Here is a 16,082-nt window from a genome sequence, read left to right on the forward strand (position 1 = left end):
TGCGGGCTTATTCAGCCAGTTTGAAGGTGATGAAGCTGGCACGACCCTGACGCAGTACGCGCATCGACACCGACCGGTTCTTCGGCAACGCCTTGGCGATGTCGGTGAACTCCTTCGCCGAGCCAATGGCCTGGTTGTTCAGGTGGGTGATCACGTCACCCGGCTGCAGACCGATCAGGGCCGCAGGACCGTCCTGCACTTCCTTGATTACCACACCACCTTTGAGGTCGTAGGTTTTCTTCTGCTCGGCGGTCAATTCACCGACCGCAACACCGAGGCGGTTGCTGCTGCTTTCAGCGCCGGACTTCGGCAACGCGTTCAGCTCTTTGTCTTCGTCCGGGATCGCGCCGACAGTCAACTCGACGTTCTTGCGCTTGCCTTCACGAATCACTTCCAGATTGGCCTTGGCGCCAGCCTTCAGCGCGCCGACCAGATGCGGCAGATCAGCCGACATGACGATCGGCTGACCGTTCATGCTCAGGATCACGTCGCCAACCTGCAGGCCGCCCTTGGCCGCAGGGCCGTCATCCTGGATCTGCGCAACGAGGGCGCCGGCCGGCTTGTCCAGACCGAACGACTCGGCCAGATCCTTGTTCACTTCCTGAATGACCACGCCCAGCCAGCCGCGGCTGACTTTGCCACCACTCTTGAGCTGGTTGGAAACGTCCATCGCCACGTCGATCGGGATCGCGAACGACACACCCATGAAGCCGCCGGAGCGGGTGTAGATCTGCGAGTTGATGCCTACCACTTCACCGTTCAGGTTGAACAGCGGGCCACCGGAGTTGCCCGGGTTGATCGGCACGTCGGTCTGAATGAATGGCACATAGTTTTCGTTCGGCAGGCTACGGCCGACGGCGCTGACGATGCCTTGGGTCACGGTGTGGTCAAAGCCGAACGGCGAACCGATCGCGACGACCCACTGGCCGGCTTTCAGGTCCTGGGATTTGCCGAGTTTGAGCACCGGCAGATCCTTGCCTTCGATTTTCAGCAATGCCACGTCGGAACGTGGATCGGTGCCGATCAGCTTGGCCTTCATCTCACTGCGGTCAGCCAGACGGACGAGGATTTCGTCGGCATCGGCGATCACGTGGTTGTTGGTGAGAATGTAGCCATCCGGCGAAATGATGAACCCCGAACCCAGCGATTGCGCTTCACGCTGGCGCCCGTCGCCACGTGGCGAGCGCTGTTGAGGTGGCATGCCGCGCTCGAAGAATTCGCGCAACATCGGTGGCAGGCCTTCCAGATCCGGCATCTGCTGATTGACGCGGCGGTCCGGCAGTTTCTGCGTGGTGCTGATGTTCACCACCGCTGGCGAAGCTTGTTCGACCAACTGGGTGAAATCAGGCAGATCGGCCGCTTGCGCAGCAGGGACCGCCTGACCGAGCAACAGCACAGTGGCAAAGATGGAAAGGTAAGACTTCAAACTAGGTATCGACATACAGCTCCCGTTACGACGAGCAGGGTTAAGCGATATGGAGCAAAGGAACACCGGAAACCACAGACCGGCATTTTTGTTCCGGGAACAACAAACAAGGCCAGAGCCGTGAGGCTCTGACCTATAAAAAATTTTCAGGGGTTTTGCAAATGAAAATGCTCAGCAAACATTTCGACGTCTCGACGACGAAGTGGAAATGACTGAAATCAGCTCACTGCTTGCTGGTCGCAGCGCCATCGTTGTTACGCATCGATAGAGCGATTCGTTCGGCAGTACCAATCGGGATTTCGCCCACCACCGTGACCATCATTTCACCTTGCGGCGTGGTCAGGCGACGCGATACCGCGACGGTCGGACCCAGCTGAGTGCGGGTGTCGGTGACGGTTGCACCGTTCAACGGCTCAAGAAACACCGAGAACCGCGCCAGGCCATCGTCGTACATCAGGCTGCTGACCTGGGTCTTGGTCTGCGCATCCTTGTGCGAACTGCTGCTGGTCAGCTCGAAGCCTGGCGGCAGCCAGTCCGAACGCCAGTTCTGCACGGTCTTCGCTGCGGAAGCCTTGTCATTGCCGATAGTGATCGGCTTGCAATCGGCGTCTGCCAGCAATTCTTTGTCAGAAGGGATTTCATCAGTGTCGAGACTGGTGAACTGGAAACGTTCGAGCAACTGACCTTTATCGTTCAACAGCAACGACTTGAGCGGCAGCGCGGTTTTCTTGTCCAGATGCAGTTCGAAACCGTAACGGTGCTGATCACGAGGGGTCAGCGACACGATCACCGCGTCACGGCCGGCAACGCGCGACTTGCCGATAACCGCAAGGTCATACCAGTTCTTCAGCTTTTTGGGATCCAGCGCACGGGCGGCAGCGTTGGGTGAATCACCCAATCCCGCAATCAGGGTGCCGCTGACGCATTGAGTACGGCCATCAATGCGCACGACTTCCTGAGCCGAGCCGTCGAGCTGCAACAGCCGCTCGCGGACCTGACCATTCTGGACACGATGCCAGATGTTGTGCGTGGAAAAACTGCCGTTGCGCTCGTAAACGAAAGTACCGTTGAAGCTTTGCTGCTGCTCGGCCTGGCCCAGACGGGTCAACCAGTCCTGGGCCTCATCAGCGTGGGCTGGAACAACGAACCAGCCACTGAGCAGAAGCGAAAGTAGAGGGATGGCGCGCATGATCCTCCTTAACGGTTTTCCAGGCTTGCAGCACGTGCGTATGGCAGCGCGCTTTCAGTTCCCTTGAGTGCAGCCTGCTGAGCGTGCTGACGCAGATAGCCTGGCAGACGCTGATCATGCCAGCCTGGCTGACCTTGCAAAACGCCATTGGCCATCGGGCCAGTCGCTTCCGAGCTTTCGCTGTAACCAGCCAGAACTGCCGGACCCTTGACCTGTGGAGTGGCCAGAGTTGGTTGATTCGACTGCTGCGCCAATTCGACGCCAGCGATTTCGTCCTGGTTGTACAGGCGAACACCGGCCAGAACAGCCACGGTCACCGAAGCGGCAACAGCGAGGCGACCCAGGTTACGCCATGGGCTGCGGGATACTTTGGCCGGAGCCGTTTCGTCTTCCAGCGCAGCAGACACTGCCGCAGCGATATCCAGACGCGGAAGCAGCAGATCCTTGTGCATGGCTGCCCGAGCGATCTGGTAACGAGCCCAGGTCTCACGGGTATCAACATCATCCAGTGCGCTGAGCACTCGACGCAATTCCAGTTCGTCCGCTTCGTTATCCATCACTGCGGACAGCGATTCCTGCAGGGCTTCACGACTCATGGCGTTCCTCTCTTGGCTGTCGCCGCTGTCTCAGTTTTCCTGCAACAACGGTTGCAGGGCTTTGTCGATGGCCTCCCGAGCGCGGAAAATCCGGGAGCGCACGGTACCCACCGGACACTGCATGACGCTCGCAATGTCCTCGTAACTCAGACCATCGAATTCACGTAAAGTTAAAGCCGTACGCAAATCCTCTGGCAGTTGCTGGATGGTCCGATGGACAGTGCCTTCGATCTCATCCCGCAGCAACGCACGTTCTGGTGATTCGAGATCCTTGAGGCCGTGATCGCCATCGTAGAACTCTGCATCCTCCGAACTTACATCGCTATCCGGCGGCCGACGGCCGCGGGAAACCAGGTAGTTCTTCGCCGTGTTAATGGCAATACGGTACAGCCACGTATAAAACGCACTGTCACCGCGGAAATTTCCAAGTGCCCGATACGCCTTGATAAAGGCTTCCTGAGCAACGTCCTGGGCTTCATGGGTGTCGTGCACAAAACGCACGATCAACCCGAGAATTTTGTGCTGATATTTCAGCACCAGCAGATCGAAAGCTCGCTTGTCGCCACGCTGAACGCGTTCGACCAGCTGCTGATCCTCTTCCTGGGTTAGCATGAACACTCCTCGATAAGCCCGGAGGAGACTTGCATTACTAAACGACCAGACTTGCAAACATAGACTCGGGCTTTTCGCAAAAGTTCTCCCCCTCCAAGCAAGTTTCCTGCGGGCTCTGATTTGGCACGCACGAAAAACGCAGCGCGGGATAAACCGGCTGCGCGAATAATCTTGTTATCGGTTTCGCCGGCAGGAATCCAAACGCAGATTCCGCACTGAAGCCGACACTGTCCCTGGTTTCTGGCACCGTCTATTGATCTTGGGCCTTTGGCAAAAGTTCCAATTATTTATAGCCGGACCCACCTGACATTGCGCAACCGTGGGCGGAAAAGTCTGTTTCAGCGCCGATACAGGTGTCTTTTCCCACACACTGGGAAAAAATCTTCCGACGAAGCACAGCGCTTTTTACCCCGCTGTAGTCTCACAATGCCATCTGGGCCCGGCTATTGTGCCGTCCAACCCCTCTATATACTAGTGGGCTGTGTGGCTGTCTTGACTCGCCGATCCAGCTGTCTTGCGCCAACCCCGATCCGGGTCGCTTTGAGCGGAATCCTGAAATGAGCCAACAGTTCCAACACGATGTTCTGGTGATTGGCAGCGGTGCTGCCGGTTTGAGTCTCGCGCTGACCTTGCCCGGTCATCTGCGCATTGCCGTATTGAGCAAGGGCGACCTCGCCAACGGCTCGACCTTTTGGGCTCAAGGTGGGGTCGCCGCCGTGCTGGACGACACTGACACTGTCGAATCCCACGTCGACGACACCCTTAATGCCGGAGGCGGTTTGTGCCACGAAGATGCCGTGCGCTTCACCGTCGAGCACAGCCGCGAAGCCATTCAATGGCTGATCGACCAGGGCGTGCCGTTTACCCGTGACGAAAAGTCCGGCACAGAGGATGGCGGTTTCGAATTTCACCTGACCCGCGAAGGCGGCCACAGCCATCGGCGGATCATCCACGCGGCCGACGCCACCGGCGCTGCGATCTTCAAGACCTTGTTGGCCCGGGCCAAAGAGCGCGCGAACATCGAATTGCTGGAACAGCGTGTCGCCGTCGATCTGATCACCGAGCGCCGTCTGGGCCTGCAAGGCGAGCGGTGTCTCGGCGCCTACGTGCTGAACCGCGCCACCGGCGAAGTCGATACTTACGGCGCACGCTTCGTGATCCTCGCCTCGGGCGGCGCCGCCAAAGTCTACCTTTATACCAGCAACCCGGACGGCGCCTGCGGTGACGGCATCGCCATGGCCTGGCGCTCCGGCTGCCGGGTGGCCAATCTGGAATTCAACCAGTTCCACCCGACCTGCCTCTATCACCCGCAAGCCAAAAGCTTCCTGATCACCGAAGCCCTGCGTGGCGAAGGTGCGCATTTGAAGCTGCCCAACGGCGAGCGCTTCATGCACCGCTTCGACAAACGCGCCGAGCTGGCGCCGCGTGACATCGTCGCGCGGGCCATCGACCATGAAATGAAGCGCCTGGGCATCGACTGCGTTTATCTCGACATCAGTCACAAGCCCGAATCGTTCGTCAAAAGCCACTTCCCGACTGTTTATGAGCGCTGCCTGGGCTTCGGCATCGACATCACCAGTCAACCGATCCCGGTGGTTCCCGCGGCGCACTATACCTGTGGCGGTGTGATGGTTGATCAGCACGGTCGCACCGACGTGCCCGGGCTCTACGCCATCGGCGAAACCAGCTTCACCGGTCTGCACGGCGCCAACCGCATGGCCAGCAACTCGCTTCTGGAATGCTTCGTCTATGCCCGTTCGGCAGCGACAGACATTCTCGCGCAGCTGGATGATGTTGCGGCGCCGAGCGCCCTGCCCGTCTGGGACGCCAGCCAGGTCACCGACTCGGACGAAGACGTGATCATCGCGCACAACTGGGACGAATTGCGTCGTTTCATGTGGGACTACGTCGGCATCGTGCGCACCAACAAGCGCCTGCAACGGGCACAGCATCGGGTGCGCTTGCTACTGGACGAGATCGACGAGTTCTACAGCAACTATAAAGTCAGCCGTGACCTGATCGAGCTGCGCAATCTGGCGCAGGTGGCCGAGTTGATGATCAGCTCGGCCATGGAACGCAAGGAAAGTCGCGGCCTGCATTACACCCTCGACTACCCGGACCTGCTGCCGGAAGCGCTCGACACTATTCTGGTGCCGCCCACCTACGCCGGCTGAACTTGAGCCGCACTCGCAGGCGTCGGTGCAGATCCGCCGCCTGCGAATCCCGTGGCACGCAGATCGATCTGACCCGCCATTGCCCGCGCAAGCGAAAACGCAGAACCACGATCAGCGGCAGCGCCAGGCTGTCCGGTCGTAACTGCGCGGCCTGCCAACCGCACGCCCGATTCCAGACCTGCCAGCCATCGCCGTCGCGTCGCAATCCGCAAAATGCATTCGGGTGACTCAGCAGAATCTGCCGGGGCATCACCCAAAAGCCATGCAACAGACAGCCGGAAACACCGGCCAGACTGGCCCACAGCGGAATCGACAGTAGACACAACGAGCCCACGGCGAACGCCTGGGCCAACAGATACGCCGCCAGCAACTGCCGTGAGGCATGCCAGCGGCATTCGAACGTATTACTTGGGCTGAACACGATCCAGGATCATCCGGACCATGCGTTGCAGCTCAGGGTCTTCCGACTCGCTGCGCTCCATGAACCAGCCGAACATGTCCTGATCCTCACAGGTCAGCAAACGCACGTAGAGATCGCGATCCACCTGATTCAACGTTGCGTAAACCTCCTGCACGAACGGCACCAGCAACACGTCAAGCTCAAGCATCCCGCGACGGCTGTGCCAAAAGAGGCGATTCAGTTCAACTTGTTCGACCATGGAGCCCTCCTCGAATTTGCCGGGCAGTATACAGCCCCGGCGCGGCCCGCACAGTCGGCTTTGGTCGGGCACCCTTGATCCTTTATCAACTACCCATTTCAACCCTGCCCCCTTATGATGTGCCCCAGTCTATTTACCCTGCGATGACCCATGGCCGATTCTGCTTTTTTCTGCACCCTGTCTCATGAAGGCGTACTCGCGGTTCGCGGTGCGGACGCCGGAAAATTCCTGCAAGGCCAGTTGACCTGCAATATCAATTACCTGAGTGACACCCGCGCCAGCCTCGGCGCCCGTTGCACGCAGAAAGGCCGGATGCAGTCGAGCTTCCGTATCCTGCTGGAAGGTGACGGTGTGGTGATGGCGATGGCCAGCGAGCTGCTCGAGCCACAACTGGCCGACCTGAAAAAGTACGCGGTGTTCTCCAAATCGAAACTGACCGATGAAAGCGCCGCCTGGGTGCGCTTCGGCCTGGAGCATGGCGACGCAGCCTTGACCAGCCTCGGTCTGGCCCTGCCGGCGGAAACCGATAGCGTCGTGCGCCACGAAAGCCTGATTGCGATTCGCGTCTCGCCCGAGCGCGCCGAACTCTGGGTGCCCGCCGCCCAGGCGCAAAACATCCAGAGCCAACTGTCCTCGACGCTGCCCGAGGGCGATCTGAATCAATGGCTGCTCGGCCAGATCCGCGCCGGTATCGGTCAGGTCATGCCAAGCACCCGCGAGCTGTTCATCCCGCAGATGCTCAATCTGCAGGCGGTCGGCGGCGTGAGTTTCAAGAAAGGCTGCTACACCGGCCAGGAAATCGTTGCGCGCATGCAGTACCTGGGCAAGCTCAAGCGTCGCCTGTATCGCTTGCGCCTTGACACGGCTGAGCTGCCGGAGCCCGGCACTCAGTTGTTTGCCCCAAGCCACAACAGCTCGATCGGCGAAGTGGTGCTGGCGGCCAATGCCGAGGGAAACATTGAACTCCTGGCCGTGTTGCAGGCCGAAGCTGCCGAAGCCGGTGACTTGCATCTGGGCGCCCTCGAAGGCCCCGCACTGCACCTGCTCGACCTGCCTTACGAACTGGATCGCGACCGCGAAATCCAGCGCTGATCGCAGCATTGTTGCGACACCCTAGAGAGTCCAAATGAGCGAACTGGCGGAAAAGGTCCAACAGGATTTGGTTGCGGCCATCGATAACGATGACCTGGTTCTGCCAACGTTGCCGGAAGTGGCCCTGCAAATCCGCAAGGCCGCCGAGGATCCGGAAATCAGCGTCAGCGATCTGAGCAAAGTCATCGGCCGTGACACTGCGCTGTCGGCGCGCCTGATCAAAGTGGTCAACAGCCCGCTGCTACGCGCCGCGCAGGAAGTTACTGACCTGCACACCGCCATCACCCGCCTGGGCATCAACTACAGCAGCAACCTGGCGATCGGTCTGGTCATGGAGCAGATCTTCAACGCCCGCTCCGAAGTGGTCGAACAGAAGATGCGCGAAGTCTGGCGCAGCAGCCTGGAGATCGCCGGTGTGAGTTATGCGCTGTGTCGTCGTCACACTCAGCTCAAGCCGGATCAGGCGGCGCTCGGCGGCCTGGTGCATCAGATTGGTGTGTTGCCGATTTTGACCTACGCCGAAGACCACAACGAGTTGCTCTCGGATGCGGTCAGCCTCACCCATGTGATCGAGCAGATTCATCCATTGCTGGGCGAGAAGTTGCTGCGGGTCTGGGAGTTTCCCGAACGGCTGGTGCAATTGCCATTGCTGTACGAGGACTTTCAGCGCGACTCGGCCAAAATCGATTACGTCGATTTGGTGCAAGTAGCGAACCTGTATTGCCGCAAGGGTACCGACCATCCTTTCGCGCGGATTGATCCGCTGAGTGTTCCAGCGTTCAGAAAGCTGGGGATTGATCCGGAGAACAAACAGTTTTGCGCGGATCTGGAAGAGTCGCGGTCGATGTTTTACTGATCCGGGACCGAGGCGCGGCTTTCGCGAGCAGGCTCGCTCCCACAGGAAAAATGCATTTTCAATGTGGGAGCGAGCCTGCTCGCAAAGAAGATCACCCAGCGATAAAACTCACCCGCACCTTCAACCCCGCCTGCTCACCGTCATGCAAGGTGATCTGCGCCAGATGCGCCCGGCAGATCTCGCCGACAATCGCCAGGCCCAGGCCTGATCCGGCGACCTGCTGATTACGCCGGTAAAACCGCTCGAACACGCGATCGCGCTCTTCCTGCGGAATGCCTGGGCCGTCGTCTTCTACCTCAAGCACTGCCGGTGCCGTCACCCGCAAGATCACATTGCCACCCTGCGGGGTATGCGCCAGTGCGTTATCGACCAGATTGCTCAACAGTTCGTTAAGCAAGGTCGGTTCGCCACGCAGCCACACCGGCTCATCCGCCTCCAAGGCCAGCGCTACGCCGCGCTTGTGCGCCAGAGGCGCCATGGCCATACCCAGCTCGCGCGCCAATTGGCTCAGATCGAGCAGTTGCGCGCCGCCCTCGGCGATCGCCCGCGCACCGTTTTCGACGCGGGCCAGCGACAGCAGCTGATTGGCAAGATGCGTCAGGCGATCGGTGCTTTGTGCGGATGACTCGAGGGTTGTGCGCCAGGTCTCCGGCTCGTTTGAACGCAGGCCCAATTCCAGCCGAGCTTTCAGCGCCGCCAGCGGCGTACGCAATTCGTGGGCAGCATCGGCGATGAACTGCGCTTGTCGCTCGAACTGGCCGCGCAGGCGCTCGGTGAAGTGGTTGAGCGCGCGAACCAATGGCCCGAGTTCATGCTGGACTTCGACCAGCGGCAGAGGCCGCAAGTCGTCGGGCTGGCGCTCTTCCACTGCAGTGCGCAAGCGTTCCAGCGGGCGCAATGCCGCACTGACCGCAAACCACACCAGCAACAATGCACCCACGGCCAGCATGCCCAGGCGCAGCAAGGTATCCGCCGCCAGACTGCGCGCCATGCTGACCCGCGCTTCGTCGGTTTCGGCCACGCGAATCTCCGCCATGCCGTTCATGTTCGGCTCACTCACGGCTTTGAGCAGGCTGACCACGCGTACGTTCTGGCCGTTGTACTTGGCATTATAGAAGCGTGCGAGCGCCGGATAGCTGTCCGTGCGCGGCGTGCCGGGCGGTGGCCCGGGCAGATTCTCGTAGCCGGAAATAAGCTTCTGGTGGATGTCGTTGACCTGGTAATAGATGCGCCCGGCGCTGTCGTAGGCGAAGGTGTCCAGTGCCACGTAAGGCACGTCGGCGCTGAGACTGCCATCGCGCTGCGACAACCCCGCCGCAATGGTCCGCGCCGAGGCCAGCAGTGTGCGGTCATACGCGGTGTCGGCGGCTTCGCGACCATTCCAGTAAGCGCTCAAGCCACTGGCGAGCATCAGCACCACCAGCAACCATCCGAGGTTCCACAGCAACCGCCAGCGCAGGCTGCTGGGCTTATGCATCGCGGCTTTCCAGCAGGTAGCCGAGGCCGCGGAAAGTCACGATGGCCACGGGCTGGCCGTCGAGCTTCTTGCGCAAGCGGTGCACGTAGATTTCGATCGCGTCGGGGCTGGCTTCTTCGTCGAGGCCGAATACCTGGGCGGCGAGCTGTTCCTTGCTCATCACTCGCCCCGGCCGCGCGATCAACGCTTCGAGAACGGCTTGCTCGCGTGACGTCAGGGTCAGCAATTCTTCGCCGAGGGTGAAGCGTCGGGTGTCGAGGTCATACGCCAGCACACCACAGCGCTGCTGACGCTCGCCGCCCAGGACACTGCGGCGCAGCAAGGCTTTGACCCGCGCTTCCAATTCCGTCAGTTCAAACGGCTTGGCCAGATAATCGTCAGCACCGAGATTGAGACCATGTACGCGGTCCTTAACGTCACTGCGCGCCGTCAGCATCAGGACGGGCAGGTTCTTGCCGCGGGCACGCAGACGGGCCAGTACCTCGAAACCGTCCATGCGCGGCAGGCCGACGTCGAGAATCGCCACGGCGTATTCCTCACTGCCGAGCGCCAGGTCGGCGGCCACGCCATCGTGCAACACATCCACGGTCAGACCGGTGCTCTTGAGCGCCTGAGCCACGCTTTCGGCCAGTTGCAGATGGTCTTCGACGAGCAGGACACGCATGGATTGTTACCTCGTTCAGGGTCGGCCGACGCCGCGCTTTGCCGCGGAGTTTACAGCCGCAACCGCCGCTGTGAAGCCTGAAAACCGTGAAAGACAACTGAAAGGTTGCTGAAAGGTTAGCCGGTTAGAGTCGGCCCACGGACAGTTTCGACTGTCGCCGCTGCTGCCACACAGCGCAACGCAAAACGCCACGAAGCGTTTTCGACCAATAAGAACAATAATCGGAGTAACCCGCATGTCGTACATGCACACCCGGGCTTTCTCACAGGCCGACACCCTTCGCTGCAACCCCGCCCTCGCCGGTTTTTCCGTGACGGGCTACGCCGTTTTTCCTTCCGATATTCCAGTCAATGCGTCCGCGCAACGAACACCTGCGCCCGCTGCTGAGCAAAGCGTTGCCCTTTGGTAATTCTGCACGTCCATAACAACAACTCCCAAGGAGACTCAGATGAACTTATCACTGCGTAAAGTTGCGCTCGCCGCTGGCGCGATGCTGTTTGCCGGGCAACTGCTGGCCGAGCCGAAACGGCCTGAATGCATCGCCCCCGCCTCCCCCGGCGGTGGTTTCGACCTGACCTGCAAACTGGTGCAGAGCGCACTGGTCAACCAGAAGCTGCTGAGCAAGCCGATGCGCGTGACCTACATGCCCGGCGGTGTCGGTGCGGTGGCGTACAACGCAGTGGTTGCGCAACGTCCGGCGGATGCCGGCACGCTGGTCGCCTGGTCGAGCGGTTCGCTGTTGAACCTGGCTCAGGGCAAGTTCGGTCGCTTCGATGAAACCAACGTGCGCTGGCTCGCGGCGGTCGGCACCAGCTATGGCGCCATCGCGGTGAAAAGCGATTCGCCCTACAAGACCCTCGACGATCTCGTGCAGGCATTGAAGAAAGATCCAGGCTCGGTGGTCATCGGCTCCGGCGGCACCGTCGGCAGCCAGGACTGGATGCAAACTGCATTGATCGCCAAGGCCGCCGGGATCAATCCCCGTGAGCTGCGCTACGTGGCACTCGAAGGCGGCGGCGAAATCGCCACTGCTCTGCTCGGCGGTCACATCCAGGTTGGCAGTACCGATATCTCCGACTCCATGCCGCACATCCAGAGCGGTGACATGCGCCTGCTCGCGGTGTTCGCCGACAAGCGTCTCGACGAGCCGGAAATGAAAGACATCCCGACCGCCCGCGAGCAGGGCTACGACATCGTCTGGCCGGTGGTGCGCGGCTTCTACCTCGGGCCGAAAGTCAGCGACGAAGACTACGCCTGGTGGAAAGACGCGTTCGACAAACTGCTGGCCTCCGACGAGTTCGCCACCCTGCGCGATCAGCGTGAACTGTTCCCGTTCGCCATGACTGGCGCGGAACTGGACACCTATGTGAAGAAGCAGGTAGCCGACTACAAAGTGCTGGCCAAAGAGTTCGGCCTGATCCAGTGATCGTCTCTGTCTAGTGGCCGCGCTCCCCGCTTCGGGGGCGCGGCACAGGAGTTCTCATGCTTATTCAACGCATTTTCGCCTCGGTGTTGCTGCTGGTTTGCGCCGGTCTGGCACTGATGGCGTGGCCGTACCAGGCGGCTTTTTCCTACGAACCGGTCGGCCCGCGCGCCTTCCCGCTGCTGATGCTTGGCCTGATGGGCCTGGCGCTGCTGTACATGGTGTTCCGGCCGGCGCCGATCAAACACAGTGAAGACGAGCCGCCGCTGGACCGCGAAACCCTGACCAAGATTGCAATCTGCGTCGCACTGTTGCTGGTGTTCGCCGGCCTGTTCGAACCGCTGGGTTTCATCCTCAGCAGCATCGTGATCGGCATTCCGATGGCACGCCTGTACGGCGGGCGCTGGGTGCCGAGCATCGTCGTCACCACGCTGATGGCCATTGGTCTGTACCTGTTGTTCGATCGGGTGATGGAAGTCCCGCTGCCCCTTGGCCTGCTCGACGTGCTGGAGAACTGATATGGATACCCTCGGTTATTTGGGTCAAGGCTTCGGCGTCGCGCTGAGCCCGTACAACCTGGTCACGGCGCTGACCGGCACCTTGATCGGCACCGTCGTCGGCCTGCTGCCGGGCCTCGGCCCGATCAACGGCGTGGCGCTGCTGATCCCGATTGCGTTCGCACTCGGTTTGCCGCCGGAGTCGGCGTTGATCCTGCTCGCGGCGGTGTATCTGGGCTGCGAATACGGCGGCCGGATCAGCTCGATCCTGCTGAACATTCCCGGCGAAGCATCCACCGTCATGACCACCCTCGACGGCTACCCGATGGCCCGCCAAGGCATGGCCGGTGTGGCGTTGTCGCTGTCGGCGTGGAGTTCGTTCATCGGCGCGTTCATCGCCACGTGCGGGATGGTGTTGTTTGCGCCGCTGCTGGCGAAGTGGGCGATTGCTTTCGGACCGGCGGAATACTTCGTGTTGATGGTGTTTGCGATCGTCTGTCTCGGCGGCATGGCCGGTGATCGACCATTGAAGACCTTTATCGCGGCATTGATCGGCCTGTTCCTGTCCAGCGTCGGCATCGACGCGAACAGCGGCGTGTACCGTTTTACCGGCGACAATATTCACCTGACCGACGGCATTCAATTCGTGGTGCTGGTGCTGGGTCTGTTCTCGATCAGCGAAATCCTCTTGCTGCTGGAAAAAACCCATCGCGGCCAGGAAGCGGTAAAAGCGACCGGGCGCATGATGTTCAACTTCAAGGAAGCGGCTTCGGTGTTCGTGGTGAACATTCGTTGCGGCCTGCTCGGTTTCATCATGGGCGTGTTGCCGGGTGCGGGCGCGACATTGGCCAGCGCCGTGGCCTACATGACCGAGAAACGCATCGCCGGTGCGAGCGGCAAGTTCGGCCAGGGCGATGCCCGTGGCCTGGCTGCACCGGAAACGGCGATCGGTGCTTCGGCCTGCGGCGCGCTGGTGCCGATGCTGACACTGGGCGTACCGGGTTCGGGCACCACGGCGGTGATGATCGGCGCGCTGTCGCTGTACAACATCACCCCAGGCCCGCTGCTGTTCCAGCAACAACCGGATATCGTCTGGGGCCTGATCGCGTCGTTGTTCATCGCCAACATCATGCTGGTGATCCTCAACATCCCGATGATCCGCATTTTCACGCGCATCCTCGCCGTGCCGAACTGGGCACTGGTGCCGGTCATCGCGATCATCACCGGGATCGGCGTCTACGCGGTTCACGCCACCACTTTCGACCTGTTCCTGATGGTCGGCATCGGCATCTTCGGGTACATCCTGCGCAAGCTCGACTTCCCGTTGTCGCCGGTATTGCTGGGCTTCATCCTCGGCGGTCTGATGGAGCAGAACCTGCGTCGCGCGCTGTCGATTTCCAACGGTGCGCTGGAAATCCTCTGGTCGAGCCCGATCACTTTCGGTGTGTGGGTGCTGACCGCGCTGATGCTGCTGTTCCCGCTGATTCGCATCTGGCGCAAACGCGCGGTCGCTCGTCGCGCTATCGCCGATGTCTGATCGCTCGTCCCTGAAAGCCTGGTGGGGCACCCCGCTGGTCGGTCTGCTGGGCGGTTTCATCGCCAGTCAGATCGGCTGGCCACTGCCGTGGATGGTCGGCTCATTGCTGGCGATCATCCTCGTACGCTGCCTTACCCCGTGGCAACTGGCGGAAATCCCTGGCGGGCGCAAGTGCGGCCAGTGGATCGTCGGCATCGGTATCGGCCTGCACTTCACCCCGTTGGTGATGGAGCAGGTGCTCAGTCATTTCGGTCTGATCTTCTTCGGTGCGCTGGTCACTAGCCTGTCGGCGGTGGTCGGGGTGTGGCTGATGCGCCGCACCGGCGAGGATCGCGCCACCGCATTTTTCTCGAGCATGCCCGGCGGTTCCGGAGAGATGGTCAACCTCGGCGCGCGCAACGGTGCTTTGCTCAGCCATGTCGCGGCGGGGCAAAGTCTGCGGGTACTGGTGGTGGTGTTGTGCGTGCCGGCGGCGTTCAAGTATCTGCTCGGTGACGGCACGCCGATTTCTCATGCCGGCAGCGTCGATTGGCGCTGGTTGGCGATTCTGTTTCCGGCGGGTGCCCTGCTCGCCTGGCTCTGGCAGCGTCTGCGCCAACCCAATCCATGGCTGTTCGGGCCGTTGCTGGTCAGCGCGGCGGTGAGCATCACCTGGGATTTGCACATCGGTTTGCCCAACGGCGGCAGCCAGATCGGCCAATGGCTGATCGGCAGCGGTTTGGGCTGTCACTTCAATCGGCAATTCTTCCGACGCGCGCCGTCGTTCATGGGCCGGACGTTGATCGGCACGGCGCTGACCATGTTGATCGCGTCGCTGGCGGCGTTGGGCTTGAGTGCGCTGACCCATCTGGATCTGCGTTCGCTGACTCTGGGCATGATGCCGGGGGGGATTGCCGAGATGAGCCTGACGGCAGAGACCCTGCAATTGTCGGTGCCACTGGTGACGGCGATGCAGGTGATGCGGTTGTTGTTTGTGCTGTTTCTGGCGGAGCCGTTGTTCAGGTACTGGAATCGCAATGCCGCATGAGTCTTAAGACCGAGTCGCCCCAATCGCGAGCAGGCTCACTCCTACAGGGGAATGTATTGCAAAGTAGGAGTGAGCCTGCTCGCGATGCGTTTAGATTGGTGGAAGGCGCCAGTCGATCGGCGTTTCGCCATTCTGTTCGAGAAACTTGTTGGTCCGGCTGAAATGCCCACAGCCCAAAAACCCTCGATAGGCCGACAAAGGTGATGGATGCACCGAGGTCAGCACCAGGTGCTTGGTGGCGTCGATCAGCTTCTGCTTGCTCTGCGCATGGGCGCCCCAGAGCATGAACACCAGATGCGGCTGCCGTTCGCTGACCACCTCGATGATGCGGTCGGTGAAGTGTTGCCAGCCCTTGTCCTTGTGCGCATTGGCGTTGGCGCGTTCGACGGTCATGGTGGTGTTGAGCAGCAGCACGCCCTGATCGGCCCAGCTCTGCAGGTAGCCGTGGTTGGGAATGTCGATGTTGAGGTCGCGCTTCAGCTCTTTATAGATGTTGACCAATGATGGCGGCGCCGGCACGCCCGGTTGCACCGAGAAGCACAGACCGTGGGCCTGGCCCGGGCCGTGATACGGATCCTGACCGAGGATCACCACTTTCACCTTGTCCAGCGGCGTCGAGTTCAGCGCATTGAAAATCAACGGCCCAGGCGGGTAGACCTCCTTGCCGGCCGCCCGCTCCTGCTGCAGAAAGCTGCGCAACTCTGCCATGTAAGGCTGGTCGAACTCAGCACGCAGTGCCTCCTTCCAGCTCGGTTCGAGTTTGATACGGTCGTCAGCAGTCATGGTCATTTCCGGCAAAAACAATGGGGCGAACCCTAGGAAAGCCGGCCACGCTTGTCAATTGATCTGACGC

The 16,082-nt window shown here is 60.8% G+C and carries 16 protein-coding genes; 7 read left to right on the plus strand and 9 right to left on the minus strand.

Annotated elements, in window-relative coordinates; translation table 11 throughout:
- Window positions 1-7: 7 nt before the first annotated feature.
- The 4 genes from AEQ63_RS07620 to rpoE all read right to left on the minus strand — a co-directional run bounded on the left by AEQ63_RS07620 (window position 8) and on the right by rpoE (window position 3,823).
- Window positions 8-1,441 carry a DegQ family serine endoprotease gene (locus tag AEQ63_RS07620; RefSeq protein ID WP_042608136.1) on the minus strand — a complete coding sequence of 478 codons (1,434 nt, stop codon included), beginning with the start codon at window positions 1,439-1,441 and terminating at the stop codon, window positions 8-10.
- A 208-nt stretch (window positions 1,442-1,649) separates the two neighbouring features.
- The gene (locus AEQ63_RS07625) at window positions 1,650-2,615 is read right to left on the minus strand and encodes a MucB/RseB C-terminal domain-containing protein (RefSeq protein WP_064362578.1); all 966 of its coding nucleotides are present in this window, start codon (window positions 2,613-2,615) and stop codon (window positions 1,650-1,652) included.
- An 8-nt stretch (window positions 2,616-2,623) separates the two neighbouring features.
- On the minus strand, window positions 2,624-3,211 hold the full coding sequence (locus tag AEQ63_RS07630) for a sigma-E factor negative regulatory protein (RefSeq protein WP_008077804.1): 588 nt from the start codon (window positions 3,209-3,211) through the stop codon (window positions 2,624-2,626).
- 30 nt (window positions 3,212-3,241) lie between these two features.
- On the minus strand, window positions 3,242-3,823 hold the full coding sequence (gene rpoE, locus AEQ63_RS07635; RefSeq protein ID WP_003172477.1) for an RNA polymerase sigma factor RpoE: 582 nt from the start codon (window positions 3,821-3,823) through the stop codon (window positions 3,242-3,244).
- Window positions 3,824-4,380: 557 nt separating this feature from the next.
- On the opposite strand from rpoE, the gene nadB reads away from it, so the two are divergent.
- Complete coding sequence (nadB, locus tag AEQ63_RS07640) at window positions 4,381-5,997, plus strand: L-aspartate oxidase (RefSeq protein WP_064362580.1); 1,617 nt, start codon at window positions 4,381-4,383, stop codon at window positions 5,995-5,997.
- Here the strand turns inward: nadB and AEQ63_RS07645 are convergent.
- Window positions 5,966-6,418 (minus strand): protein YgfX, encoded by a 453-nt coding sequence (locus AEQ63_RS07645; RefSeq protein WP_064362582.1) that lies wholly within the window; start codon window positions 6,416-6,418, stop codon window positions 5,966-5,968. The genes nadB and AEQ63_RS07645 overlap by 32 nt on opposite strands.
- Window positions 6,402-6,656 carry an FAD assembly factor SdhE gene (locus tag AEQ63_RS07650; RefSeq protein ID WP_007911418.1) on the minus strand — a complete coding sequence of 85 codons (255 nt, stop codon included), beginning with the start codon at window positions 6,654-6,656 and terminating at the stop codon, window positions 6,402-6,404. Before AEQ63_RS07650 ends, AEQ63_RS07645 begins: the two co-directional genes overlap by 17 nt.
- A 150-nt stretch (window positions 6,657-6,806) precedes the next feature.
- Between AEQ63_RS07650 and ygfZ the strand changes: the two genes are divergently transcribed.
- Both ygfZ and AEQ63_RS07660 read left to right on the plus strand, forming a co-directional pair.
- Complete coding sequence (gene ygfZ / locus AEQ63_RS07655) at window positions 6,807-7,748, plus strand: CAF17-like 4Fe-4S cluster assembly/insertion protein YgfZ (protein WP_064362584.1); 942 nt, start codon at window positions 6,807-6,809, stop codon at window positions 7,746-7,748.
- A 34-nt stretch (window positions 7,749-7,782) separates the two neighbouring features.
- Window positions 7,783-8,604, plus strand: coding sequence for an HDOD domain-containing protein (locus tag AEQ63_RS07660; protein ID WP_042608142.1), 822 nt, complete (start codon window positions 7,783-7,785; stop codon window positions 8,602-8,604).
- A gap of 91 nt (window positions 8,605-8,695) precedes the next feature.
- On the opposite strand, the gene AEQ63_RS07665 is transcribed toward AEQ63_RS07660, so the two are convergent.
- Both AEQ63_RS07665 and AEQ63_RS07670 read right to left on the minus strand, forming a co-directional pair.
- On the minus strand, window positions 8,696-10,081 hold the full coding sequence (locus tag AEQ63_RS07665; RefSeq protein ID WP_064362586.1) for a sensor histidine kinase: 1,386 nt from the start codon (window positions 10,079-10,081) through the stop codon (window positions 8,696-8,698).
- Window positions 10,074-10,745, minus strand: a complete 672-nt coding sequence (locus tag AEQ63_RS07670; protein ID WP_034153139.1) for a response regulator — start codon at window positions 10,743-10,745, stop codon at window positions 10,074-10,076. The genes AEQ63_RS07665 and AEQ63_RS07670 overlap by 8 nt, the downstream gene beginning before the upstream one ends.
- 448 nt (window positions 10,746-11,193) lie before the next feature.
- On the opposite strand from AEQ63_RS07670, the gene AEQ63_RS07675 reads away from it, so the two are divergent.
- The 4 genes from AEQ63_RS07675 to AEQ63_RS07690 are packed head-to-tail and all read left to right on the plus strand — an operon-like array spanning window position 11,194 to window position 15,229.
- Window positions 11,194-12,171 carry a Bug family tripartite tricarboxylate transporter substrate binding protein gene (locus tag AEQ63_RS07675; RefSeq protein ID WP_042608144.1) on the plus strand — a complete coding sequence of 326 codons (978 nt, stop codon included), beginning with the start codon at window positions 11,194-11,196 and terminating at the stop codon, window positions 12,169-12,171.
- A 56-nt stretch (window positions 12,172-12,227) separates the two neighbouring features.
- The gene (locus AEQ63_RS07680) at window positions 12,228-12,686 is read left to right on the plus strand and encodes a tripartite tricarboxylate transporter TctB family protein (RefSeq protein WP_039760883.1); all 459 of its coding nucleotides are present in this window, start codon (window positions 12,228-12,230) and stop codon (window positions 12,684-12,686) included.
- Between the two features lies 1 nt (window position 12,687).
- Complete coding sequence (locus AEQ63_RS07685; protein WP_042608145.1) at window positions 12,688-14,202, plus strand: tripartite tricarboxylate transporter permease; 1,515 nt, start codon at window positions 12,688-12,690, stop codon at window positions 14,200-14,202.
- Window positions 14,195-15,229, plus strand: a complete 1,035-nt coding sequence (locus AEQ63_RS07690; protein WP_064362588.1) for an AbrB family transcriptional regulator — start codon at window positions 14,195-14,197, stop codon at window positions 15,227-15,229. Before AEQ63_RS07685 ends, AEQ63_RS07690 begins: the two co-directional genes overlap by 8 nt.
- Window positions 15,230-15,319: 90 nt before the next feature.
- On the opposite strand, the gene ung is transcribed toward AEQ63_RS07690, so the two are convergent.
- Window positions 15,320-16,012, minus strand: coding sequence for a uracil-DNA glycosylase (gene ung, locus AEQ63_RS07695; RefSeq protein WP_064362590.1), 693 nt, complete (start codon window positions 16,010-16,012; stop codon window positions 15,320-15,322).
- Between the last annotated feature and the right edge of the window lie 70 nt (window positions 16,013-16,082).

This window comes from Pseudomonas sp. RIT-PI-o, assembly GCF_001297215.1.
In the GTDB taxonomy this organism is placed as follows: domain Bacteria; phylum Pseudomonadota; class Gammaproteobacteria; order Pseudomonadales; family Pseudomonadaceae; genus Aquipseudomonas; species Aquipseudomonas moraviensis_A.